The 22,750-nt window shown below is 58.1% G+C and carries 24 protein-coding genes; 4 read left to right on the top strand and 20 right to left on the bottom strand.

What is annotated here, in order from left to right; genetic code table 11:
• Window positions 1-62 precede the first annotated feature (62 nt).
• The 6 genes from NMK_RS08615 to mog all read right to left on the bottom strand — a co-directional run bounded on the left by NMK_RS08615 (window position 63) and on the right by mog (window position 5,387).
• Entirely contained in the window at window positions 63-1,667 is a 1,605-nt protein-coding gene (locus NMK_RS08615; RefSeq protein ID WP_109015362.1) for a methyl-accepting chemotaxis protein, read from the bottom strand.
• A 12-nt stretch (window positions 1,668-1,679) separates the two neighbouring features.
• A complete protein-coding gene (locus NMK_RS08620) occupies window positions 1,680-2,705 on the bottom strand; it encodes a cytochrome-c peroxidase (protein WP_109015363.1) in 1,026 nt (341 codons plus the stop codon).
• Between the two features lie 178 nt (window positions 2,706-2,883).
• Window positions 2,884-3,372, bottom strand: a complete 489-nt coding sequence (locus NMK_RS08625; protein ID WP_109015364.1) for a CinA family protein — start codon at window positions 3,370-3,372, stop codon at window positions 2,884-2,886.
• Complete coding sequence (locus NMK_RS08630; RefSeq protein WP_109015365.1) at window positions 3,354-3,839, bottom strand: phosphatidylglycerophosphatase A family protein; 486 nt, start codon at window positions 3,837-3,839, stop codon at window positions 3,354-3,356. Before NMK_RS08630 ends, NMK_RS08625 begins: the two co-directional genes overlap by 19 nt.
• The gene (gene thiL / locus NMK_RS08635) at window positions 3,823-4,779 is read right to left on the bottom strand and encodes a thiamine-phosphate kinase (RefSeq protein WP_109015366.1); all 957 of its coding nucleotides are present in this window, start codon (window positions 4,777-4,779) and stop codon (window positions 3,823-3,825) included. The genes NMK_RS08630 and thiL overlap by 17 nt, the downstream gene beginning before the upstream one ends.
• A gap of 17 nt (window positions 4,780-4,796) precedes the next feature.
• Entirely contained in the window at window positions 4,797-5,387 is a 591-nt protein-coding gene (gene mog, locus NMK_RS08640; protein WP_109015367.1) for a molybdopterin adenylyltransferase, read from the bottom strand.
• Window positions 5,388-5,477: 90 nt separating this feature from the next.
• Between mog and NMK_RS08645 the strand changes: the two genes are divergently transcribed.
• The gene (locus tag NMK_RS08645) at window positions 5,478-6,215 is read left to right on the top strand and encodes a PDZ domain-containing protein (protein ID WP_109015368.1); all 738 of its coding nucleotides are present in this window, start codon (window positions 5,478-5,480) and stop codon (window positions 6,213-6,215) included.
• On the opposite strand, the gene yjgA is transcribed toward NMK_RS08645, so the two are convergent.
• On the bottom strand, window positions 6,212-6,706 hold the full coding sequence (yjgA, locus tag NMK_RS08650) for a ribosome biogenesis factor YjgA (RefSeq protein ID WP_109015369.1): 495 nt from the start codon (window positions 6,704-6,706) through the stop codon (window positions 6,212-6,214). The two genes, NMK_RS08645 and yjgA, sit on opposite strands and share 4 nt — an antisense overlap.
• Window positions 6,707-6,745: 39 nt before the next feature.
• Here yjgA and pmbA point away from each other — a divergent pair, with 39 nt between their 5' ends.
• The gene (gene pmbA, locus NMK_RS08655; RefSeq protein ID WP_109015370.1) at window positions 6,746-8,086 is read left to right on the top strand and encodes a metalloprotease PmbA; all 1,341 of its coding nucleotides are present in this window, start codon (window positions 6,746-6,748) and stop codon (window positions 8,084-8,086) included.
• An 87-nt stretch (window positions 8,087-8,173) separates the two neighbouring features.
• On the opposite strand, the gene NMK_RS08660 is transcribed toward pmbA, so the two are convergent.
• Complete coding sequence (locus tag NMK_RS08660) at window positions 8,174-8,923, bottom strand: MlaA family lipoprotein (protein ID WP_109015371.1); 750 nt, start codon at window positions 8,921-8,923, stop codon at window positions 8,174-8,176.
• A gap of 192 nt (window positions 8,924-9,115) precedes the next feature.
• On the opposite strand from NMK_RS08660, the gene NMK_RS08665 reads away from it, so the two are divergent.
• Complete coding sequence (locus NMK_RS08665; RefSeq protein ID WP_109015372.1) at window positions 9,116-10,117, top strand: class 1 fructose-bisphosphatase; 1,002 nt, start codon at window positions 9,116-9,118, stop codon at window positions 10,115-10,117.
• Here NMK_RS08665 and NMK_RS08670 read toward each other — a convergent pair.
• From NMK_RS08670 to leuS, 8 genes are all read right to left on the bottom strand, one after another.
• A complete protein-coding gene (locus tag NMK_RS08670) occupies window positions 10,105-11,553 on the bottom strand; it encodes a cryptochrome/photolyase family protein (RefSeq protein WP_109015373.1) in 1,449 nt (482 codons plus the stop codon). The genes NMK_RS08665 and NMK_RS08670 overlap by 13 nt on opposite strands.
• The gene (gene rlmH / locus NMK_RS08675) at window positions 11,543-12,019 is read right to left on the bottom strand and encodes a 23S rRNA (pseudouridine(1915)-N(3))-methyltransferase RlmH (protein ID WP_109015374.1); all 477 of its coding nucleotides are present in this window, start codon (window positions 12,017-12,019) and stop codon (window positions 11,543-11,545) included. The genes NMK_RS08670 and rlmH overlap by 11 nt, the downstream gene beginning before the upstream one ends.
• A 13-nt stretch (window positions 12,020-12,032) precedes the next feature.
• Complete coding sequence (gene rsfS, locus NMK_RS08680) at window positions 12,033-12,389, bottom strand: ribosome silencing factor (RefSeq protein ID WP_109015375.1); 357 nt, start codon at window positions 12,387-12,389, stop codon at window positions 12,033-12,035.
• Window positions 12,386-13,033 (bottom strand): nicotinate-nucleotide adenylyltransferase, encoded by a 648-nt coding sequence (gene nadD / locus NMK_RS08685; RefSeq protein WP_227871429.1) that lies wholly within the window; start codon window positions 13,031-13,033, stop codon window positions 12,386-12,388. The genes rsfS and nadD overlap by 4 nt, the downstream gene beginning before the upstream one ends.
• Before the next feature lie 16 nt (window positions 13,034-13,049).
• On the bottom strand, window positions 13,050-14,306 hold the full coding sequence (locus tag NMK_RS08690) for a glutamate-5-semialdehyde dehydrogenase (protein ID WP_109015445.1): 1,257 nt from the start codon (window positions 14,304-14,306) through the stop codon (window positions 13,050-13,052).
• A gap of 263 nt (window positions 14,307-14,569) precedes the next feature.
• Window positions 14,570-15,601, bottom strand: coding sequence for a DNA polymerase III subunit delta (gene holA, locus NMK_RS08700; protein ID WP_109015378.1), 1,032 nt, complete (start codon window positions 15,599-15,601; stop codon window positions 14,570-14,572).
• Complete coding sequence (locus NMK_RS08705) at window positions 15,601-16,107, bottom strand: LPS-assembly lipoprotein LptE (protein ID WP_109015379.1); 507 nt, start codon at window positions 16,105-16,107, stop codon at window positions 15,601-15,603. Before NMK_RS08705 ends, holA begins: the two co-directional genes overlap by 1 nt.
• A 3-nt stretch (window positions 16,108-16,110) precedes the next feature.
• On the bottom strand, window positions 16,111-18,726 hold the full coding sequence (gene leuS, locus NMK_RS08710) for a leucine--tRNA ligase (RefSeq protein WP_109015380.1): 2,616 nt from the start codon (window positions 18,724-18,726) through the stop codon (window positions 16,111-16,113).
• Between the two features lie 138 nt (window positions 18,727-18,864).
• Between leuS and NMK_RS08715 the strand changes: the two genes are divergently transcribed.
• The gene (locus NMK_RS08715) at window positions 18,865-19,743 is read left to right on the top strand and encodes a phosphoribulokinase (protein WP_109015381.1); all 879 of its coding nucleotides are present in this window, start codon (window positions 18,865-18,867) and stop codon (window positions 19,741-19,743) included.
• A 61-nt stretch (window positions 19,744-19,804) separates the two neighbouring features.
• Here NMK_RS08715 and NMK_RS08720 read toward each other — a convergent pair whose 3' ends face one another.
• The 4 genes from NMK_RS08720 to NMK_RS08735 form a co-directional block, all read right to left on the bottom strand.
• Window positions 19,805-20,521 (bottom strand): BPSS1780 family membrane protein, encoded by a 717-nt coding sequence (locus NMK_RS08720; RefSeq protein WP_109015382.1) that lies wholly within the window; start codon window positions 20,519-20,521, stop codon window positions 19,805-19,807.
• A gap of 16 nt (window positions 20,522-20,537) precedes the next feature.
• Window positions 20,538-21,488, bottom strand: coding sequence for a homoserine kinase (gene thrB / locus NMK_RS08725; RefSeq protein ID WP_109015383.1), 951 nt, complete (start codon window positions 21,486-21,488; stop codon window positions 20,538-20,540).
• Window positions 21,489-21,554: 66 nt separating this feature from the next.
• Window positions 21,555-21,911 carry a DUF2782 domain-containing protein gene (locus NMK_RS08730; RefSeq protein WP_227871430.1) on the bottom strand — a complete coding sequence of 119 codons (357 nt, stop codon included), beginning with the start codon at window positions 21,909-21,911 and terminating at the stop codon, window positions 21,555-21,557.
• A 92-nt stretch (window positions 21,912-22,003) separates the two neighbouring features.
• Window positions 22,004-22,732: an LOG family protein gene (locus tag NMK_RS08735; protein ID WP_109015385.1), complete on the bottom strand. Its 729-nt coding sequence runs from the start codon at window positions 22,730-22,732 to the stop codon at window positions 22,004-22,006.
• Between the last annotated feature and the right edge of the window lie 18 nt (window positions 22,733-22,750).

A 22,750-nucleotide genomic window follows, 5' to 3' on the forward strand; every position in this document is an offset into this window, starting at 1 on the left:
AGCTTCAATTATTTCATAAATCACGGGTGAAGGTAAGCACGGACGAGCGTGCAATAGGGCTATCAGCTGGTTTTGAATCGTCCTACCAAGGCCTCCAGTTCCTGTGCCCGCGACGAGATGCGATGTGTCCCGTGCGAAGCTTCTTCGGCATCCTTGGCTGTCTTGCCAGAGATATCGACGATCTGGCGAATGCCCGTATCGACCTGGGCTACAAGCCGGGTCTGCTCCTTTGCCGCGCCAGTAATCTGCACATTCATGCGGGCGATATTGCCCACAGCGCTGCGTACGCTTTGCAAGGAGGAATCGATCTCGCAAGCTTGATCGACCGTAGACTGACTGCGAGCATTGATCGCCTGGATGGTTTCGACGGCTTCCTGCATGCCGCGATGGAGTTTCTCGATGATCGCCTCGATCGTCGCCGTGCTCTTCTCCGTTTCGCTGGCCAGCTTTCGCACCTCGTCCGCCACCACGGCAAATCCGCGACCAGCCTCCCCTGCTCGCGCTGCCTCGATAGCGGCATTCAAGGCCAGCAGATTGGTTTGCGCCGCGATATCGCGGATCACCGTCAAAGCCGAGGCGATACTCGTGGAATCCCGACCGACGGTAGAAATAACCGAAACGCCTTTATCCACGAGATCGGCCAGGCTACGGATTTCCGTCACGGCTACTTCGAGCACCGCCAGTGCTTGCATAACCTGCCCGTCGGTTTGCTGTGCAGCCGCTTCAGCCGCTTCGGCATTGGCATTGACGTCGGTTGCGGCCTTCGACACATCCTCGACCGCAGCTCGAATCCGTTCGCTTTCCTCATGCTGGCGTCCGGCACTCTCATGCACTTCGGACATGAACCGGGTCAACGCCCCGCTCTCGCTGTGAACATCCCGGGTGGCTTGATTGACTTGCCCTACCATGCCGGCGATTTTTTCCAGGAAGGTATTCAACGCGGCAGAAGCCTCCGCCAGCTCGTCTTCGCCGCGCACCTTCAAACGCCGCGACAAATCGGCCTCGCCGCGGCTCAAGTCGACCAGGGCCCGGTTCAACTGAACGACCGGCGCCAGCACGCTGCGCATCAGGAAGAGCGACAAGCCGATGACGAAAGCCAGTCCAATCACCATGCCAACAACAGCCAGACGCACCGCCTGACTGACTTTCTGATCGCTGCTCTCGGCCGTTTTCTTTGCCACGGCAATACTGGTAGTCACCAACGCATCGAGCGCTTGCTGCAAGTCGGCTTCGGCAGCATCCATCACGTGATCGGCAGGAATCTCCTGACGGGGCTGGGTGGCGAGTCTGGCCGAGGCCAACTGTTGCCACTTGGTCAAAGCCACTTTGACTTGCTTGAGATGCTGTTTCACCTCGTCGTCGTGCGCTACATCCGCGATTCCATCCAAGGCCTTGCGCACTTCCAGCAAGCGCTCGTCCAGCCCCTTCTTGAGCGTCTCGCCGGTTTCCTCATCGGTAAACTGCAAACGGCTCTGCAAGTAATCGCGGCTGTTACGGAAACGGTCCCAGGCGGTTCGGGAATAATTGACAGTGGCAATCGGCGTGGAAGAAACACCTTTAGTCACTTGCCCCAGCGACTCAACCTGATAGATGGCGTAAAGCCCTTGGGCAACGCCCAGCAGGAGCAAAACGGACACCGCCAGCAAAATACGGAACTTGATTGTCATGATAGCGCTCGCTTACTGGGGAACGGGGAGATTGGGCATGGCAATAGCAGCGCTATCGCTGGAGAGCGTTTTCATGAACTCCACCAGATCCTTGACGTCCTCATTGGTCAACGGCACGGGCTGCATCAAGGGCGATCGACTCGGCCGCGGCGCTCCGCCCTGGATATAGTGTTGAACGACGACATCCAGTGTGGTTAGGCTACCGTCATGTCCATAGGGCGAACGATGTGCCACTTCGCGCAGGGTCGGCGTTTTCATGGCATACAAGTCTTCCTGCTTACCGGTGATTTCGAAACGACCCTTGTCCAAGTCGTCAGCCGTACCGATGTCGTGAAATTTCTCGTCGGTGAAATTCCAACCGCTATGGCACAGGTTGCATCGCGCCTTACCGTTAAACAACACGAAACCACGTTTGGCAGAGGTCGAAATCGCGGAATCGTTACCTTCTACCCAGCGGTCGAACGGGGTCGTACCAGAGACCAGGGTGCGCTCGTACGTGCCGATAGCCTTGAGAATGTTGTTCTCGGTAATGCCTTCGCCGGGAAACGCCGTATTGAAGGCCTTGCGGTAATCGCCCACGGCGCTCAGCCGCTTCACCACGTCCCCCAACTTGATATCCATTTCGGCCTTCGATTCGATCGGCCCCTTGGCCTGCTCTTCAAGGCTCGAGGCTCGCCCATCCCAGAACATGTGGGAAGCCCAGGCACGGTTCAATACGGTGGGCGACTGACGTCGCAAAGGCGCGCCGGCTGCGCCAATCGCCTTGGCAAATGGGACTTCCCACCCGAACGAGGGGTTATGGCAGCTTGCGCAGTTGAGGTTCTGGTCGCGCGAAAAGCGAGGATCGAAAAACAGCATCTTGCCCAACGCTGCTTTTTCAGGGGTGTAGGGATTTTGAACCGGGAAAGGAATGCTCGAGGGACGTTTATACAGGGCCTTGGTTTTATCCAGTTCGTCCGCCTGAATCCATCCGGCATGAACGGCCAGCAATAAAACACCGCCGGCGAGAATACGTCGCCAATGGGAATATCTCCTCATTGCGAATCTCCTTTTTATTGTTTCTTGTGATTATTGAATGCTTTTATAGCAAGAGATTATAGGCAAGAAACGACAGGAAATTCTTTAAGCAGACCTCAATTACTCCTTACATTACCTAGAAGAATTCATGATTCTTTCGTAAGGAAATCCCGACCGGTTTAGGATTGGGTCGAGATATTTACCTCAATACAGCCAACAGTCGCTCAAGCGCGACCAAGGCGGATTGGTACCGCACTTCGCGCCGGGAGCCGTCAAAACGATGACATTCCGACAACATCTCGCCATCTTCCACGGCCCAGGCAAGCCAAACGGTTCCTACAGGTTTTTCCGGCGTGCCGCCATCAGGACCGGCGATTCCGCTCACGGCAATGGATACTTGCGCCTGGCTATTGCGCAACGCGCCTTGCGCCATTTGGAGCACCACTTCTCTACTCACAGCCCCATGCGCATCCAGGGTCTCGGACTGAACGCCAAGCATGTCTATCTTCGACGCATTGCTGTAGGTTACGAAACCACGATCGAACCAGGCCGAGCTACCAGGCACGGCGGTTATCGCCTCGGCAATGCCGCCGCCGGTGCAGGACTCGGCCAAAGCCAGCATCCAGCCCCGCTGCTTAAGCGACGCCCCAACCTCGGCCGCCAGCGCAATCAGTGCATCGTCAGCCATACCAACCCTCTTAACGCGATCAAGGCATAAACCGCCGCCAGCAGATCGTCCAGCATGACGCCGAAACCGCCATGAACGCTACGGTCGAACCAGCGGATGGGAAACGGCTTCCAGATATCGAACAGGCGGAACAGCAAGAATGCCGCAGCCATCCAGCCCCAACCCGCTGGGGTAAATGCCAGGATCAACAGCATGGCGACGATTTCGTCCCAGACGATGCCGCCGTAGTCGTGGATACCCAACGCCTTCCCTGTCACGCCGCAAATACGGATACCCGCCAGGAACATCGCCGCCACCAGCGCCAGATAAGCCAGCCAGGGCAAAGGCGCCAGCACCAGGTACAAGGGGATTGCCACCAGCGTCCCCCAAGTGCCCGGGGCCACTTTCGCCAATCCGGCACCGAAACCGAAAGCGAGGAAATGCGCAGGGTTGGACAGAACGAAGCGCCAATCAGGCGAAGTGGTCATAGCCGGTTCTTTCGATAGAGAGAGGATTACCCGATGCGTCCAGCACGAGCGCTGAGTCACCAGGAACAATACAGCCCACACGGCTCAACCCGAGACCCAATTGCGTCGCGATAGCGGAAATCGCCTCGCGCTGTCCTGCCGGCGCAGTAAAACATAACTCGTAATCGTCGCCGCCGGCCAACACGCACTGCTTGATCTGGGAAGAGCCAATCTTCGGTACTAGCGCAGCATGTGCCGGCAAGGCGTCAAACTCGATGTTGGCGCCAACACGGGAACGCTCCAGAATGTGCCCCAGATCGGCCAGGAAACCGTCGGAGATATCAATAGCGGCATGCGCAATACCGCGCAACGCAAGCCCGAGCTCTACTCTGGGCCACGGCTGCTCTAATGCTTGTACGCATTGTTGAAGCGCATCGTTTTCCAAAGAGGCACGGCTCTGCAATGCGGCTAATCCCAGCGCGGGGCCACCCAAGGTGCCAGATACCCAAACATCGTCGCCGACCTCGGCTCGATCTCGCCGCAACGCCTGCCCCCGCGGGACTTCACCGAAAATCGTGACGCTCAAGTTCAGCGGTCCCCGCGTGGTATCGCCGCCGATGAGCTCGACGCCGTATTGATTCGCGCATTGAAAAAAACCTTCGGCGAAAGCACCTAGCCAGATTTCGTCGATCTCCGGCAAAGCCAACGACAATGTGGCCCATTTCGGTTGCGCCCCCATGGCCGCGAGGTCAGAGACATTGACCGCCAAAGTTTTCCAACCGAGTTTCCGGGGATCGACATCAGGAAAAAAATGCGTGCCGGCCACCAGCATGTCGGTAGACACCGCCAGTTCCATACCAGGTGACACGGCGAACAAGGCTGCATCGTCCCCCACCCCAAGCGTAGCCGAAGGCGCCGGACGGGTAAAAAAGCGTTCGATAAGACTGAACTCGGGCGTCATGCGATCAAAGTCATGAATCAGGCTTGCGGCTTTTGCGCGGATTTCGGACGGAAGGCCTTGACCATCGCTTCATTGGTTTCGATGTACGGTGCACCGATCAAATCCAGGCAGTAAGGCACAGCGGCAAAAATACCCTGGACGACCGTCTTGCCGTCTGCATCCTTGAGGCCTTCCAGCGTTTCCTTGATGGATTTGGGTTGGCCGGGCAGGTTAATGATGAGGGATTGCTTGCGGATCACCGCGACCTGCCTGGAAAGAATCGCGGTCGGCACGAAATGCAGACCGATCTGTCGCATCTGCTCTCCGAATCCCGGCATTTCCTTGTCGCCCACCGCCAGGGTGGCCTCGGGCGTCACATCCCGTAGCGCCGGTCCGGTACCGCCAGTCGTCAGCACGAGGTCGCAGCCTTCGTGATCGACCAAATCCCTCAGCGTGGATTCGATCTCATCCTGTTCATCGGGGATGATGCGTGCGACTTCTTGCCATGGCGTTGCGAGCGCGGCGTTTAGCCAATCGCGCAAGGCCGGAATGCCCAAGTCCTGGTAGACACCGCTCGACGCGCGGTCGCTGATGCTGACCAGTCCGATGGTGATGGATTCTTTCGTCATTTTGCTTGTCTCAAATGGGGCTACGTCAAAAATACGCCTACCGAATTGCTTTTCATCATATCACCGCCGTTATTCCCGAAAGGAGTCGCCATGCGACTGTTGCCGCTGCTGCTCGTGCTGCTGACCGTGGGGTGTGCCACGACCAAAACCCCGATGGAAGCGCCGCCCGCGCAAGCCAATCTGTATGCAAAGTTCTACCGGGCCTACGTTAAGACGCCGCCGAACCGCACGGGCATGCCGCCGCGCATCTACCGCGGACAAGATCAGGAATCCGATTACCGGCGCTTGCTGGAGGATGGCTACGACATCCTGGGCTACTCCTCGTTCGTCGGCGGTGACGTCCCCTCCGACCAGGCGCTGGAGCAAGCCAAAACACTCAATGCCGATATCGTGCTGGTGTATAGCCAGCATGCCAATATCAAGCCCGTGGGGTTGCCGAGCAAACCCAAATCGAAATCAGCGCCCACCAGCGAAGACGATGGGCGAAACGGCCGACTGATTACAGCCCAGGCACCGCAATACGAATACTTTGCTTCTTATTGGACGCGACTCCCCCCGCCTATCCTGGGCTTGCACGTTAAGGAGCCGGCCGCCAATGAGGCTGTTGCAGGATTGCCGGTAGTGGCAGTCATCAAGAATTCGCCGGCGGCTGAGGCAGAAATACAGGCAGGGGATACGCTGCTGCGCATCGGCGACACCGACATGCGCAATGTGGATGCGTTAACGCGTGCTACCCGACGTTATGCCGGCCAGCAGGTCGAGGTGGTATTCGCCCACGAGGCCGACACCCGGCACAAGACCATCGTCCTCAACACCAAGAGCGATTAGTCCGAAACGCCCTCGCGCAGCAGCTTGAACAGTTCGCGGCTGCTCTTGGGCGGCTTGCCGGCCGAGTGTTCCTTGCGGCTATTGCGAATGAGAGTACGCAGATGCTGAATGTCGAACGCGGGGTATTGCGAAATGAACTCGGCGAGGGCAGCGTCGTCTTCCAGCAGCCGCTTTCGCCAGTTTTCCAGGCGATGCAGCATGGCAGTTTCGGCAGCGTGGTTACCGTTCCACTCTTCCAGCTTGGCGCGGATTGGATCGGCATCCACGCCACGCATCAGCTTGCCGATGTATTGCAACTGACGACGACGACCGCCGTGGGCAGTGATACGCTTGGCTTCCAGGACGGCTTCGTGCAGCGCCTCCGGCAGTTCAAGCTGCTTGAGTTTATCCTTGGGCAGTTCCACCAGCACTTCGCCGATGTCCTGCAATGCTTCCATGCGCCGCTTGAGCTCGCTCTTGCTCGGCGCTTCTTGGTGATCGTTATCTTCCATGGTCGGGTATCATAGCAGTTTTTGCCGGCAAGCTTTTTCATGCACGACACGCGATTCAGTTACACGCTCGATCAACTCAAGGAAATGACGCAGGACGTCTTGCGGCAGGCCAAGGCCGCAGGCGCGAGTGCGGCAGAGGCCGAAATCAGCCTGAGCTTCGGCCAGAACGTCAGCGTGCGCCTCGACGAAGTCGAAACCATCGAATACAACCGCGACAAAGGCTTATCGGTCAGCGTCTACTTCGGCCAGCGCCGCGGCCACGCCAGCACTTCCGACCTTAGCCCGCAAGCCTTGAGCGATACAGTCCGTGCCGCTTGCAGCATTGCACGCCATACGGCACAAGACCCCTTCTGTGGCCTGGCCGAGCAAGACCTGCTGGCGAAGGAAATCCCCGATCTTGACCTATATCATCCTTGGGTGATTTCCGTGGACGAGGCCATTGCCATGGCAAAAGCCTGCGAATCGACGGCTATGTCGATCGATTCACGCATCAACAATTCTGAAGGCGCCAACGTTTCTACCAACGAAGGCCTATTCGCCTACGCCAACAGTCTGGGTTTTTGCGGCGGCTATCCGACTTCTCGCCACGCCCTTAGTTGTTCGGTCATCGCCGAGCAAGGCGATATGATGCAGCGCGATTACTGGTACACCACGGCTCGTGCGTCCACCGACATGGACACGGCCGAAGCCGTCGGCCGTAAGGCGGCAGAACGTACCGTACGTCGCCTTGGTGCGCGCCAACTGGATACGCGCCAGGTGCCGGTCCTGTTCGAACCTAGCCTCGCTTCCGGCCTGATCTCCAATTTCATCGGCGCGATTTCGGGTGGCAATCTTTACCGCAAATCGTCCTTCCTGCTCGACTCGCTCGGGCAGCAAGTATTCTCCCCCATCGTCAACATCAGCGAACGCCCGCTTCTGCCCAAAGGACTCGCTAGCAGCCCCTTCGACCATGAAGGCGTGGCGACGCAAGACCGCGAACTGATCAGCAATGGCGTGCTGCAAGGCTATGTGCTCTCAAGCTACTCTGCACGCAAGCTGGGGTTGAAGACTACTGGCAATGCTGGCGGCAGCCACAACTTGATCGTAAAAAGCGGCGAGCACGATTTCAACGGATTGCTGAAACTGATGGAGACCGGCTTGGTCGTGACGGAACTGCTCGGCCACGGCACCAATCTTGTGACGGGCGATTATTCTCGCGGCGCAGCGGGCTTCTGGGTCGAGAACGGCGAGATTCAGTTCCCGGTGGAAGAAATCACTATCGCCAGCAACCTTAAGGATATGTTCCGCGGCATCGTGGCTGTAGGTAACGACGTGCTGATCCAGGGTTCGCGTCAGTGCGGCTCTATCCTGGTGGATCGCATGACGATTGCCGGGGAGTAATTGACTCAGCCACTGAAATCACCACGTGTATAACAAACAAAAAGCCCCGCAAATGCGGGGCTTTTTGTTACATCTGGCAAAGACAGCTTACTTGGCTTCAGCAGCCTGGCTGTCTGCTGCGTCATCCGCATCGGCATCCGCGTCCGTCGTCTTCTCGACGTTTCCATCATGAATCTGGTTGGCACGGCGTTGCAGATAAGCATCGCGCATGAACACATAAGGGTCGAGCGCTGCATCGTCGAGCAGGTCGCTACCCGGCAGGTATTGCGAGCGCTTGTCGATGAACTTGGTCCCCAGCATGATGTTGCGCGGCTGCGGATCAGCGTAGTAGATCGGATCGAAGAACGCCGTATCGACCAACAGGCCGCCGGTATCGCGAACCGTGCTTGGGCCAAGCAAAGGCAGCACCAGGTAGGCGCTATCGCCCCAGCCCCAGGTCGCCAGGGTTTGGCCGAAGTCTTCGTTATGTTTCTGGATGCCGTCCTTGGAAGCCCAGTCAAAAACGCCGCCGATACCGAAGGTCGTGTTGATCGCAACGCGACCGGCATCGTCCATGGCTTGGCTCAGCTTGAACTGGAGCAGGTCGTTGACCACGGTCACGACATCGCCCAGGTTGGAGAAGAAGTTGCTGACGCCGGTGCGCAACGGGCTCGGCACGACAGCTTTATAGGCACCGGCAACAGGGCGTAGCGCAGCCTTGTCGACAGTGTCGTTGAATTTGTAAATACCGCGGTTCAGGCCTTCTAGCGGGTCCTTGTTTGCTTGGCTGGCACAGCCGCCCAACAGACTTGCGGCAGCGAGACCAGCGACAGCGGTCTTGATTAATTTGGTGTGCATTCTGGATTCCGTTTTTCTGTCGAAATTCACGGCTTTAATACCCCTACAATAGCCGTCGTGTAACTTTAAAGTACGCCCGGAAGCTTTGTCCAGCCATTAAATCGCTTCCCTGACGCATGCTAGAATTGCGTTGCATAAATGTAACACAATCCGGCCTATTGCCGCCTCTCACTTACCGCTTGGAAGCCAACCATGACCGGCATCACCATCACCCAGTTCATCATCGAAGAGCAGCGCCAGGCCAAGGGCGCCACCGGCGAATTCACCCTGCTGCTCAACGATATCGTCACCGCTTGCAAGAAAATCTCGCTGGCCGTGAACAAAGGCGCGCTGCTGGGCACCATGGGCAGCCTGGAGTCGGAAAACGTCCAAGGTGAGGTGCAAAAGCAGCTAGATGTCATCACCAACGACATTTTCATTTCGTCTCTGGAATGGTCTGGCCACCTGGCCGGCATGGCGTCAGAGGAAATGGAAGAACCCTATGAGATTCCGGCACGCTATCCGCGCGGCAAATATCTGATCCTGTTCGATCCGCTGGACGGCTCATCCAACGTCAATGTGAATATTTCCGTCGGCACGATTTTCTCCATCCTGCGTGCACCGGAAGGCGTTACGCATCCCAAGGTAGAAGACTTCATGCAGCCCGGCACCCAACAGGTTTGCGCGGGCTATGCGCTGTACGGCTCGTCGACGATGCTAGTGCTTACCACAGGACGCGGCGTCAACGGCTTTACGCTGGATCGCGAGGTTGGCGAGTTCTACCTCACCCATCCCAATATGACGATTCCAGCCGACACGCACGAATTCGCCGTCAACACGTCCAACCAGCGCCATTGGGAAGCACCGGTGCAGCGCTACGTCGAAGAATGCTTGAAAGGCAAGGAAGGCCCACGCGGACGGGATTTCAACATGCGCTGGGTGGCCTCCATGGTGGCCGAAGTGCACCGTATCTTGATCCGTGGCGGTTTGTTCATGTATCCGCTCGACAGCAACCTCAAGGAAAAAGGAGGCAAGCTGCGCATCATGTACGAAGCCAACCCCATGAGCATGATCGTGGAACAAGCTGGCGGCGCTTCATCCACGGGGCGCGAACGCATCCTCGACATTCAGCCGAGCAGCCTGCATCAGCGCGTACCGGTGATTTTGGGGTCCAGGAACGAGGTCGAACGCCTCGTCGCGTATCACAAAGCGTGAGCCGAACCGCTGGCGCTCTTGTAGAGTGCCAGCGTTTTTTCGCGCATGACGGCGTGATCGACGACGGGAACGGGGTAAGTTTTACCTAACTCGATACCTGCTTCCATCAGCCGCATAGGTGGTACTTTCCACGGCGTATGGATTTCAGCCCCGTGCAAAGCCGCCAGTTCCGGCACGTAACGGCGGATGAACTTGCCGTCCGGGTCGAACTTCTCCGACTGCGTCACCGGATTAAAAATACGAAACCAGGGCTGGCCGTCGCAGCCGGTAGAAGCCGACCATTGCCAACCGCCGTTATTGGCAGCCAAGTCGAAATCAATCAGTTTTCGAGCGAAATAATCCTCACCTCGGCGCCAATCCACCAGCAAATCCTTCACCAGAAAACTCGCTGCAATCATGCGCAAGCGGTTGTGCATATAGCCGGTTTGATTCAATTGACGCATCGCTGCATCGACGATAGGAAAACCAGTTCGCCCCTCGCACCAAGCCACAAAATGCTCTTCGTCACCCGGATACGCCAAGCCATCGAATTCATGGCGATACGCCCGCCCCTCGGCAAGCTGGGGATGGAAATGCAGCAACATGAAGTAAAACTCGCGCCAGATGAGCTCGCTCAGCCACACCTCAGCCCCCCGCCCCCCCATATACCAGGCTTGGCTCGCCGCAGCGCGGATCGACAGCGTGCCAAAGCGCAGATGCACCGACAGGTAGGAAGGTCCCTTCTTGGCCGGGTAATCCCGTGCATCGTGGTAATGGTCCATGCGTTCCTGAAAATTCTCGAACAGCTTGTCCGCTCCCGACATGCCCGTCGGCATCAGTTGCAGCAAGTTGGTACGCAGGAAACCCAGCGACTCCAGCGAAGGCATGGGCGAGACCGTTGCCGGTGCGGCCAGCGAGGAAACATGCTCGTCGATGGTATGCGGTCCAAGATCAGCTTCGCTCACGCGTTTCAACCAGGCGTTTTTGTAGGGTGTGAATACTCCGTAAGGCTTGCCCTGGGCAGTGAGGATTTCGTCGCGCTCGAAAATGACCTGATCCTTGAAGGTCTCGAAATCGACATTTTCGCGACCTAGCAGATCGGCAACGATCTGGTCGCGCTTGGTCGCGGCAGGCTCATAATCGCGATTGGCATAGACCGCCTGAACGCCCAGCTTTGCGGCCAAGGCCGGAATCTCGACTTGCGCACTGCCGTGCAGAACGATCAAATCTCCGCCGCGATCGCGCAGTGCTTCTTTGAGCTCGCGCACGCTTTCCCAGATGAATTCGACACGTCGGTCGGCCTTGTCATTGAGATGATGGAGAATGTCGGTATCGAATACGAAAGCGCAGTAAACGTGCTGTGCGTCGATCAACGCCTGGGAGAGTGCAGCATGGTCGTAATCACGCAAGTCACGGCGGAACCATACCAGGGCGCGGTCGTAGCGCTTAGCCGACATCGCCGCGGTGATAGGGGTGATTGTTGATGACACTCCAGGCGCGGTAGAGCTGTTCTGCCAGCATCACGCGCACCATGCCGTGCGGCAAGGTGAGCGGCGATAGGCTCCAAGTCCAATCGGCGCGTTCCTTGACTGAAGCATGCAAGCCGTCGGCACCTCCGATGACGAGCGCTACGTCGCGGCCGTTGGCGAGCCAGGCCTTGAACTTATCCGCAAGCTTGAGCGTCGTGGGCGATTGCCCGTGTTCATCGAGCGCCACCAGATAGTCGCGCCCGACCGCTTCGAGAATGCGCAAAGCCTCAGCCTCGCGCACCTGCTCTCCGCCTTTACCGGCGGCCCGTTTATCGGGCTTGATTTCGATAAGTTCGATAGTCGCTTCGCGCGGCATGCGCTTGGCGTACTCCGCATAGCCCTCGGCCACCCAAGCGGGCATTTTGTGGCCGACGGCAATGATGTGCAGTTTCATGCAGCAGGAGAAATCAACCAGCGGCCTTGGCGTTATGACGACGGCTTTCCGCCGCGCCCCACAGTTGCTCAAGGTTGTAGTAGTCTCGCGTGGCGGGCAACATGATGTGGACGACGATATCACCCAGGTCCACCAGCACCCACTCGCCTTCCCGCTCGCCCTCGACGCCGTTAATGTCGGCACCTTTTTCCTTGAGCTTTTTCTGTACGTTATCGGCCAAGGCCTTGGTCTGACGATTGGAACTACCGCTGGCGATGATCATGCAGGAGGTGAGCGAAGTCATCTCCGACACATCGATTACGTTGATATCGGTGGCCTTGACGTCCTCCAGGGCATCGACGACGGCAGCTTTCATTTCTTCAAGGTTCATTCAGTTCCTGACATATAAAGTTGGTGTTCAAAAATATAGCCGAGCACGGATTCTGGCAACAAATAGCGCGGGGTATGACCGGCAGCAAATCCTGCTCGAATGGCGCTCGACGAAATATCCAGCGCGGTAATTTCGCACTGCAAAATCTTACCGGCGGGGTTTTCGCCGGTATGTGGGCTATGGCGCAACTGCCACTGTGCCTTGAGTTCCGGCGACATGATTCCGGGATCAAGCGCCACGCCTGGACGGCAAGCCACGGCAATATGCGTCAGATCGAACAAGGTCAACCAACGATGCCATCGGTCCAATCCAAGAAAAGCATCTGCTCCCAACAGCAGGAACAGCGGCACGTCCTCACCCAATTCCTGGCGAAGGCTCGCCAATGTGTCCACCATGTACGACGGCCCATCGCGCCGGATTTCCCGATCGTCGAACACGAACAAGGGATTATCGGCAATGGCATGCTGGACCATGTTAGCCCGATGTTCGACTACAGACCGAGGCACCTCACGATGCGGCGGGCGGGCCGAGGGAATGAAGCGCACTTCTCCCAGCGACAGCTGTTCGCACAGCTCCTGAGCCATACGCAAGTGGCCGAAATGGATGGGGTCGAACGTACCCCCGAGAATGCCGACCGCCTGCACCAAGTCGCCCTACGGCTTAGCCTCGCACGTGCCCGTCGCCGAGCACCACGTATTTCTGCGAGGTCAGCCCTTCCAGCCCCACCGGGCCGCGTGCGTGGATTTTGTCAGTGGAAATGCCGATTTCGGCGCCCAGACCGTATTCGAAACCATCTGCAAACCGTGTCGAAGCATTCACCATCACCGAACTCGAATCCACCTCGCGCAGAAAGCGCCGCGCCTTGGTGTAGTTCTCGGTCACGATGGCTTCGGTGTGCTGCGAGGAATACTTGTTGATGTGTTCGATGGCCTCATCCAGCCCATCGACGACCTTGCACGAAATAATCGCTGCTAAATATTCAGTGTAGTAGTCTTCTTCGGTCGCAGCTTTGGCTTGCGGCACGAGCTTCTGCGTTTCCGCACAGCCGCGGATTTCGATTCCCTTGGAAGTCAGCATCGCAGCCAGTTTGGGCAACATCGCCGAAGCGACAGAGCGCGCAACCAGCAGGGATTCCGCTGTATTGCAGGTCCCCAGGCGCTGCGTCTTGGCGTTTTCCAGGATACGCAACGCCTTGGCTTCGTCGGCATCGTCGTCGACATACACATGGCAGTTGCCGTCCAGATGCTTGATGACGGGAATGCGCGCTTCGCTGGAAATACGCTCGATCAGCCCCTTGCCGCCGCGCGGCACGATGACGTCCACGTATTCTTTCATCGTGATCAGTTCGCCGACTGCGGCACGGTCGGTGGTCTCGACCACTTGCACCGCAGCCTCGGGCAAGCCTGCCGTCCGCAGGCCTTCCTTGACCAGCGCCGCCAAGGCCTGATTGCAATGAATCGCCTCGGAACCGCCGCGCAAAACACAGGCATTACCGGACTTGATGCAAAGCCCAGCGGCATCCACGGTCACATTGGGACGCGCTTCGTAGATGATGCCGATCACGCCAAGCGGCACGCGCATCTTGCCGATCTGGATGCCGGAAGGACGATATTTGAGATCGGTAATTTCGCCGATGGGGTCGGCCAGCGTAGCAATCTGCTCCAACCCTTCCGCCATGGTGGCAATGGATTTTTCCGACAGCGCCAAACGATCCAGCATGGCGGCATCCATCCCGGCAGCCCGGGCGGCGTCCATGTCCTTGCGGTTGGCAGCCAGCAGCGCTTCCTTGTCGCGGCGGATACCAGCCGCAATCGCCAGCAATGCCTGATTGCGGGCGTTGGTATCGGCGCGCGCCATGAGTCGGGAGGCGGCACGCGCTTCCACGCCCAGCTGCTGCATGTATTCCTTGATATTGATCATATTCATGTAGAGCCTATCTCAGTAGGAAACGAACGTGCGCTGGTCCTGCATTGCGCGCAGGGCTAGGCGCGAGCTGCGATGTTTGGTCATTCCAAATAAGCGGCGAGCAACACCGCCATGTGTGCAATGCAGGGCCAGCCCGTAGGGTTTGAACACAAAAGGGCATGTGCGGCGTTGCACCGCTTGCGAATGGAACAACCATTCGTTGCACGTTGCGCCTTGCATCCATCCCTTTTGTGTTCAAACGCATCTTTCGTTTCCTACGGAGCTAGGCTCTTGCTCCTTGCCGGCTGCGCTCTTGCCAGGCCCAGGCACAGCCTGGACAGTTCCAGCCACGACTCGCCTTGCGCCAGGCCCTTGTTAATCTTGTCGATCTCCGCCATTTTCAAGAGGGCGGCTTGCAAACGTTTCAACGATAGGCGCCCCAGCGCTTGTCGCATGAGGTTCTGGCGGTCGCCCCAAATTTTGGCCTGGCCGAATGCCGCGGTCAGGTCCATGCCTTGCGACTGCGCCGTCTTCACCTTGAGCGCCGCACGCAAGAGCCAGATGATGACCCCGAGCAAGGCCACAGGTTCCACGCCCTCGGCTTTCAAGCCCTCCAGCACGCGGGCCGTACGTGGCGCATCACCCGCCAGCATCGCGTCGCCGAGCTGGAAAGCATCGAATCGCGAGACGTTGAGCACGGCGTCGCGGATATGTTCCAGGCTCAATCGCCCCGGCGGATACAGCAAGCCCAGCTTACGGATTTCCTGATGGGCCGCGAGCAGGTTGCCTTCAACCTGGTTGGCGATGAACTCCAGCGCCTCGCTATCGGCCTGCTGCTGTTGTGCCGCAAGGCGGCGTCCGATCCATGCAGGGAGTTTCTCGGTTTCCACCGGCCAGATCTGAACCATTGCGCCGGTGTCTTCCAACACCTTGAACCACGCTCCCTGGTCGCGCTTTTCGATACGCGGCAGGGTAATCAGCGTCACCGTATCCGGGGGCAAGTCTCCAGCGTACTCCTGCAAGGCCTTGCTGCCATCCACGCCCGGCTTGCCCGAGGGAATATTGACCTCGACGAGACGCAAGCTGGAAAACAATGACAGGCTTTGGCTACTGGCGCGCAGCCGCTGCCAGTTGAAGCCGCGCTCGACGTTGTAAACCTCGCGCTCGCTGTAGCCGCGCTGGCGTGCCGCAACGCGAATAGCGTCTACCGCTTCGGTCACGCCTAACGGCTCGTCGCCCGACACCACGTAAAGCGGACGCAAGCCGCCTTCGAGATGCTGCGCAAGCTGTTCGGCAGCAACTTTCATTACTGGGCGGGCGCCGCTTGTTTGCTCAAGCTGCCCACCCGGCGCAGGATTTCGCGTACTGCTTCGGCGCGCATGTCGCTGACCAGACGCTGCTCCTCAGCATCCTTCGCGAGAACCTGCGTATCGTCATACGAAAAATCGCGACGCTGCTCCACCGTTTGCGGAGGGCCCCAGTTTTCCGTGGGCGAATTCCTCACGCGGAAGGTGGCGTTGTAAATCAATTCGTATTCACGCACGCGACCTTTGCCCGACAAGGACATAATGCGTTTTTCGTAGCGGTCGCCCATCAGTTCCAAAGCAGCCTGGGCATCCTCAGTGCTTTCCACCACCTTGACCCCGCCACCAGCCAACTGACGTTTGATGTCGCGCTGCATGGCCGGTGTGCCGCCTTGCACGTAGATGGCATCGAACGGCAGCGACTCCATCTTGCGCAGATGAAAGCCGCAGGCCGTCGTCAGCACCAGCAGTGCCGGGACCAGCAGACGTTTGAACACAGAAAGTTGCATGAGTTACCCCACCACGATGTTGACGAGTTTGCCTGGGACCACAATGACTTTTTTCACGCTTACGCCTTCCAGGAACTTCTGGACGGCAGGCTCGGCTTGCGCTTGCTGTTCGATCGCCGCGCGGTCGGCGTCCTTGGCTACCGTCATGCTGCCACGCAGCTTACCGTTGACCTGAATGACGAGCTCGATTTCATCTTGCACCAACGCTGCTTCCAGCGGCTCTGGCCATGCAGCGTTGAGGATATCGTCACCATAGCCGAGTTCTCGCCACAAGGCATGCGTGATATGCGGCGTGATCGGCGACAACATGCGCAGCAGGATGGAGAAGCCTTCATGCGCAACGGCAGCCCAGCCGTCCTGGGAATCCTTCTGCGCTTTTTCCAAAGCATTAAGCATTTTCATGCCGGCGGAAGCGACGGTGTTGAACTGGTGACGCGCGAGGTCGTAGCTGGCTTGTTTCAGTGTCAAATGAATATCGCGGCGCACTGCGGCAAGTTCGTTGCCCAGTTTGGCCGGCATCTCGCCTGCCGAAGTGGCTGACAAAGCATGACCGTAAGCCCATACACGACGCAGAAAGCGATGCGCCCCTTCTACACCGCTGTCGGACCATTCCAACGTCTGTTCCGGCGGCGCGGCGAACATCATGAAGAAGCGTGCGGTATCGGCGCCGTATTGCTCGATCAGCGATTGCGGGTCCACCCCGTTGCGCTTGGACTTGGACATGGTGCCCATGCCTTGGAAATCCACCGGCTGACCGTCCTTGAGTGCCTTGGCGCCGATGACCTTGCCGGATTCGTCGTGCAACAGCTCCACCTCGTCCGGCGCGAAATACTCGATGCCGCCCTTGTCGGTGCGGCGCGAGAAGATATGGTTCAACACCATGCCCTGGGTCAGCAGATGCTTGAACGGCTCATCAAAGCTGACGAGACCGAGGTCGCGCATCACCTTGCTCCAGAAGCGCGAATACAACAGGTGCAGGATCGCGTGCTCGATGCCGCCGATGTACTGGTCCACCGGCATCCAGTAGTTGGTTTCGCTATCGACCATCGCATCGTTGCTGCGCTTGCTGGCGTAGCGGGCGTAGTACCAACTGGAATCCACGAAGGTATCCATGGTGTCGGTCTCGCGCCGCGCTGCACCGCCGCATTTTGGACAGGTGCAGGCGAGAAAATCCTGGCGCTTGTTGAGCGGATTGCCGGAACCGTCCGGCACGCAGTCTTCGGGCAGCACCACCGGCAGTTGGTCGTCAGGCACCGGCACATCGCCGCAGGTGTCGCAGTGGATCAGCGGAATCGGGCAGCCCCAGTAGCGCTGGCGCGAAATGCCCCAGTCGCGGAGGCGCCAGTTGACTTGCTTGTCGCCGAGTTTTTTAGCTTTGAGGTCGGCTGCAACAGCGTCTACGGCGGCTTCGTAATTCAAGCCGTCGTACTTGCCGGAATTGACGCACACCCCATTGGACTTGTCGCCGTACCATTCTGCCCAAGCATCGGTGGTAAAGGTCTGGCCTTCAACCGCAATGCTTTGCTTGATCGGCAGATCGTACTTCTTGGCAAAGCCGAAATCGCGTTCATCATGCGCTGGCACGGCCATGACGGCGCCTTCGCCGTAGCTCATCAGCACGTAATTACCGACCCAGACCTGGACCTGTTCGCCGGTCAGCGGATGCGTGACGTAAAGCCCGGTAGGCAGGCCTTCCTTTTCCATGGTCGCCATGTCAGCTTCCATGACAGAACCCTGCTTGCACTTCTCGATAAAGGCCGCGAGTTCGGGATTATTTGCGGCAGCGTGCGTCGCCAGCGGATGCTCGGCAGCGACGGCGACAAAAGTGACGCCCATGATAGTGTCGGCGCGGGTGGTGAATACCCACAGCTTGCCGTCGTCGATCAATTGGCCGCTTGCGTCCTGGATGTCATGGGGGAAGGCGAAGCGTACACCGGTGCTCTTGCCGATCCAGTTGGCCTGCATGGTCTTGACGCGCTCGGGCCAGCCAGGGAGTTTATCGAGATCGTTGAGCAGTTCTTCGGCATAGCCCACGATATTGAGGTAGTAGCCGGGAATCTCGCGCTTTTCCACCAAGGCCCCGGTCCGCCAACCGCGGCCGTCAATCACCTGTTCGTTGGCCAGTACGGTCTGGTCCACCGGATCCCAGTTCACCACCTGAGTCTTTTTGTAAGCGATGCCTTTTTCCAGCATGCGCAGGAACAGCCACTGGTTCCACTTGTAGTACTCGGGGGTGCAGGTCGTGACTTCGCGCGTCCAATCGATGGCGAAGCCCAGGCTCTGCAACTGCTTCTTCATGTAGGCGATGTTGTCGAACGTCCACTTGGCGGGCGGTACGTTGTTCTGGATCGCGGCGTTTTCAGCTGGCAGTCCGAATGCATCCCAGCCCATGGGCTGCAAAACGTTGAAGCCCTTCATGCGGTAGTGGCGCGAAAGCACATCGCCGATGGTGTAGTTACGCACGTGGCCCATGTGCAGCTTGCCGGAGGGGTACGGGAACATCGACAAGCAATAGTATTTGGGCTTGGAGGTATCCTCAACCGCCAGGAAGGTCTGCTGGGATTCCCAGTATTGTTGTGCCTGTTGTTCGATTTCGGCGAATTGATACTGCTGCTGCATGAATAAACCCGTGCGTTAAAAGAGTTAAATTATACCCGCGGGCGATTGGTTGATGGGAAAGCCTACCGTATAATCCGAAAAATTCGCGTTACCAGTAGTCAATTTCCACCTTTCGGCAAGACAACCTCAGGATCCCGCATGTCTAAACAACATCCTGTCATCGCAGTTACAGGCTCCTCCGGTGCCGGCACGACCACCGTCAAGCGTGCGTTCGAGCACATCTTCCGCCGCGAGGAGATCAACGCCGCCTTTATCGAGGGCGACAGCTTCTACAGCCACACCCGCGCCGAATTCCGCGCCGCGGTCGAAACCGCCGATAAAGCCGGCAAACCCGCGCCCAGCCACTTCGGCCCACAGGTCAACCATTTCGACAAGCTGGAAGAATGCTTCCGCAGCTACGGCGAAACCGGCACATGCCAGCGCCGCTATTACATTCGAGACCGCCAAAGCGCTGCCGAGTATTCAACTCCTGAGCGCACCTTGAAAGTCGGCGAGTTCACGCAATGGGAGACTATTCCCGCGGGTTCGGACCTGCTGTTTTATGAAGGGCTGCATGGCGGTGTGGTGACCGATACCGTCAACGTGGCCCAGTATGCCGATCTGCTTGTGGGTGTCGTACCGGTCGTCAACCTGGAATGGATTCAGAAGATCCACCGCGATTGCAAGGAACGCGGCTATTCGCCGGAAGCGGTGACGCACACCATCATGCGCCGCATGCGCGACTACGTGGACTATATGACGCCACAGTTTTCGCGCACGCACATCAATTTCCAGCGCATCGCCACAGTCGACACCTCCAATCCGTTCATCGCACGCGAAATCCCCACGGCGGACGAGAGCTTCATCGTCATTCGCTTCAACGATCCAAAACTGGCGGATTTCGACAACCTGCTCGCCTTGCTTAAGGATTCTTTCATGTCTCGGCCCAACACCATCGTGGTGCCCGGCGGCAAGATGGGCATGGCGATGGAGTTAATCCTGACCCCGATGATCAACGAGTTGCTCGAACGACGCTAAGCCTCGAGACGCAATAAAAAAGCCCGCGATTGCGGGCTTTTTTATTGCATGCAAGCCTGGTTCAAGCCACGGCTTCCTGCGCAAAGATATCCTTGTAGCTCACATACAGCGAAGCCGTCAGGGTCGGGATCATCACCAGCAACCCTAGGCCCAGCGGAATAGCGGCCAGGATGAACAGCACCATGGAAATCAATCCGTAAAGGGTAAAAGCCCCAAGGTTGTTCAAACACGCATTGAAACTGAGCTTCATGGCTTCTACAGCGCTCATGCCGTGAAAAATCACCAGCGTCGGCGCAAACCAGTAGGCCATCACCAGCGGAATCAGCAGCGCCAATGCCAGCAAGGCAGCGAGTAACATGCCGCCGCTCGCCTCAGGTGTTTCGTGCTGGTTCGCCATATCGTGCAAACCTTCGCTCATGACGGTGCCGCCGGTCGTGACGAACACCAATCCGGCGACCACGATGATACCCACCAGGTACAAACCACCGACGGTAATGAGTTGCGAGGTATTTTGCTTGAAGCCGGCGAACAGATGGTTGATTTCCAGTTCCTCGCCGCTTTCCAGCGCCTGGCATCCCAACATGAAGCCCGCCATGAATACCGGCGCCAACAAGTTGAGAATGATGGGACCGACGGGCGGCACCAGCGAGAGCACCATGCCCAGCAGCAGGTAGACGAAAAACAGGGTGATCCAGATCACCGGGTTCATGCGAAACAGGTCGAAACCGCCGCGTATCCATTGCCAGCCGTGCGAGGCCGTCACTTTTTTTACTTCCATGATTTTTCCGTTCAAATCAGCCCCATACGCGAGCGATGGCAGCTTGGTCGTTGATTCTGGATTCTAGCACCCGGCGGAAATGGCCGGGGTCTTTGGCGTGGGTCATTTCGCCGGGTTGCGGGAAATGGAAATCGTACAACCGCGACAGCCAGAACCTGAGCGCCCCGGCACGCAGCAATGCAGGCCATGCCATGCGTTCAGCTTCCGACAACGGCCGCACTCGCTGATAAGCCGCAAGCATGGCTTGCAGCCTGGCTTCGTCCAACGAACCATCGGCGTGCACGCACCAATCGTTGACGGTAATCGCGAGGTCGTAGGCCAGTACGTCGTTGCAGGCATAGTAGAAATCGATGGCACCGCCCAGGGTATCGCCGTCGAACAATACGTTGTCCCTAAACAGGTCGGCATGAATCACACCGCGCGGGAGATCAAGATCCTTGAAGCGAGCCTGGAAGGTCAGTTCCTCCACCAGCAACTCACGTTCGTCGGCATTCAACATCGGGAGGACGGCCTGCGCCGTCACGTTCCACCAGTGCGGGCCACGGGGATTATCCATGTGCGCCGGAAAACTTTGCCCCGCTAGATGCATACGTGCAAGGAAAGCGCCCACTTCGGCGCAATGTACCGGCTGGGGCTCTTCCAACGACGCGCCGCGCAAGCAGCTTACCAATGCGGCCGGCTTGCCGTTGAGCATATCCACGAACGCTCCGCCGTTGCTCGCCACTGGCTGCGGGCAAGGAATGCCGTGCTGTGCCAGGTGCGCCATCAAGTCGAGGAAATACGGCAACTCTTCCAGCGTGTTCTTTTCGAACAGCGTCAGCACATAGCGACCGCTTTCGGTCGTGACGAAGTAATTGGTGTTGGTGATGCCCGAAGCAATACCCTTGAGGTCGAGCAACGCGCCCAGGGCATAGTTCTGCAGCCAACCCCGCAGTTGCTCAGGGGTTACGGTAGTAAAAACTGACATGAATGGAAGACGAGAATATTCAATCGCCGAGCCGCATTATCGCGACCCGGCGAGAAGAAGTGATGGCTAGAATCGGAACAACACCCATTGAGGAACAGACACACGCTCGCCGGGACCGTCCATGCGTGCCCAACCGCCGTCCACGCTTTCCTTGACGAGGTAGTACGGCACGCCGTGCGACGGCGTGACTTTCTGCATGTACAACTGACCGTTGATGCGATATTCCTCGATGGTGTCTTCACCGCGCTTGATAATGGTCACTTGCGGCTCGGTATTGGCATCCGGTTCGAAGCCTGCGGGCGGAGGCGGCGGCTCCGGCACTGGTTCAAGTGCAGGCGGCTTGGCATCCGCAGCAGCGGCCATCAGCGGCGTAGCGAGTGCTAGCACAGCCAGCATCGAACGAAAACGGGTTAGGTAACGCATATCGACCTCGTCGGTAAGTCCTGATTATTTGTTTGATTCTAGCAGAAAGCGAAATATCCCGCGGCGCGCATCAAGGAATAGCTGCGCCGGATTTACAGGTTGAGCTGGATTTCGCGCTCGCTGGCCGAAGGTTCGAACCCGCGCGACTCGTAATGCTTGAAGATGGCCTCGACCACGTGCTTGGGCTCGTCGATAACCTGGATCAACCCCATGTCCGAGGGGTCGATCATTTTTTCTTCCACCATGGCGTTGCGGAACCAATCCAGCATGCCGCGCCAGAACGGCTCATGCACGAGAATGATGGGGATCTTGCGCGTCTTGCCGGTTTGAATCAGGGTAAGCGCCTCCATCAGTTCATCCATGGTGCCGAAACCGCCGGGCAGCACGACGTAGGCCGAGGCGAACTTGACGAACATGACCTTGCGCGCAAAAAAGTGCTGAAAGGTCTGGCTGATGTCTTGATAAGGATTGGTGTGCTGCTCGTGCGGCAGCTGGATATTGAGGCCGACGCTGGGCGACTTACCGCCGAATGCCCCTTTGTTGCCGGCTTCCATGATGCCGGGGCCGCCCCCGGTAATCACGCTGAATCCTGCATCGGACAACTCGCGTGCAATTTCCTCAGCCAGTTTGTAGTAAGGGCTATCGGCCTTAATGCGGGCGCTGCCGAAGATGGATACCGCAGGGCTGATGTTTTTCAGGCGCTCTGTGGCATCGACGAATTCTGCCATAATCTCGAACACGCGCCAGGATTCGCGCGCCGAGGTTTCGCGGGCCAAGACTTCTGCATCCGTGGTTTTTGGCAGCTTATCTTCGGCTGACATTTTGAGGCCTCATTCCTA

It is taken from the genome of Novimethylophilus kurashikiensis, from assembly GCF_003112435.1.
GTDB classification, from domain to species: domain Bacteria; phylum Pseudomonadota; class Gammaproteobacteria; order Burkholderiales; family Methylophilaceae; genus Novimethylophilus; species Novimethylophilus kurashikiensis.

Bases quoted from the DNA above. Each gene is read 5' to 3' on its own strand.
- NMK_RS08615 (WP_109015362.1), bottom strand. From the start codon at position 1,667: ATGACAATCAAGTTCCGTATTTTGCTGGCGGTGTCCGTTTTGCTCCTG.
- NMK_RS08620 (WP_109015363.1), bottom strand. From the start codon at position 2,705: ATGAGGAGATATTCCCATTGGCGACGTATTCTCGCCGGCGGTGTTTTA.
- NMK_RS08625 (WP_109015364.1), bottom strand. From the start codon at position 3,372: ATGGCTGACGATGCACTGATTGCGCTGGCGGCCGAGGTTGGGGCGTCG.
- NMK_RS08630 (WP_109015365.1), bottom strand. From the start codon at position 3,839: ATGACCACTTCGCCTGATTGGCGCTTCGTTCTGTCCAACCCTGCGCAT.
- thiL (WP_109015366.1), bottom strand. From the start codon at position 4,779: ATGACGCCCGAGTTCAGTCTTATCGAACGCTTTTTTACCCGTCCGGCG.
- mog (WP_109015367.1), bottom strand. From the start codon at position 5,387: ATGACGAAAGAATCCATCACCATCGGACTGGTCAGCATCAGCGACCGC.
- NMK_RS08645 (WP_109015368.1), top strand. From the start codon at position 5,478: ATGCGACTGTTGCCGCTGCTGCTCGTGCTGCTGACCGTGGGGTGTGCC.
- yjgA (WP_109015369.1), bottom strand. From the start codon at position 6,706: ATGGAAGATAACGATCACCAAGAAGCGCCGAGCAAGAGCGAGCTCAAG.
- pmbA (WP_109015370.1), top strand. From the start codon at position 6,746: ATGCACGACACGCGATTCAGTTACACGCTCGATCAACTCAAGGAAATG.
- NMK_RS08660 (WP_109015371.1), bottom strand. From the start codon at position 8,923: ATGCACACCAAATTAATCAAGACCGCTGTCGCTGGTCTCGCTGCCGCA.
- NMK_RS08665 (WP_109015372.1), top strand. From the start codon at position 9,116: ATGACCGGCATCACCATCACCCAGTTCATCATCGAAGAGCAGCGCCAG.
- NMK_RS08670 (WP_109015373.1), bottom strand. From the start codon at position 11,553: ATGTCGGCTAAGCGCTACGACCGCGCCCTGGTATGGTTCCGCCGTGAC.
- rlmH (WP_109015374.1), bottom strand. From the start codon at position 12,019: ATGAAACTGCACATCATTGCCGTCGGCCACAAAATGCCCGCTTGGGTG.
- rsfS (WP_109015375.1), bottom strand. From the start codon at position 12,389: ATGAACCTTGAAGAAATGAAAGCTGCCGTCGTCGATGCCCTGGAGGAC.
- holA (WP_109015378.1), bottom strand. From the start codon at position 15,601: ATGAAAGTTGCTGCCGAACAGCTTGCGCAGCATCTCGAAGGCGGCTTG.
- NMK_RS08705 (WP_109015379.1), bottom strand. From the start codon at position 16,107: ATGCAACTTTCTGTGTTCAAACGTCTGCTGGTCCCGGCACTGCTGGTG.
- leuS (WP_109015380.1), bottom strand. From the start codon at position 18,726: ATGCAGCAGCAGTATCAATTCGCCGAAATCGAACAACAGGCACAACAA.
- NMK_RS08715 (WP_109015381.1), top strand. From the start codon at position 18,865: ATGTCTAAACAACATCCTGTCATCGCAGTTACAGGCTCCTCCGGTGCC.
- NMK_RS08720 (WP_109015382.1), bottom strand. From the start codon at position 20,521: ATGGAAGTAAAAAAAGTGACGGCCTCGCACGGCTGGCAATGGATACGC.
- thrB (WP_109015383.1), bottom strand. From the start codon at position 21,488: ATGTCAGTTTTTACTACCGTAACCCCTGAGCAACTGCGGGGTTGGCTG.
- NMK_RS08730 (WP_227871430.1), bottom strand. From the start codon at position 21,911: ATGCGTTACCTAACCCGTTTTCGTTCGATGCTGGCTGTGCTAGCACTC.
- NMK_RS08735 (WP_109015385.1), bottom strand. From the start codon at position 22,732: ATGTCAGCCGAAGATAAGCTGCCAAAAACCACGGATGCAGAAGTCTTG.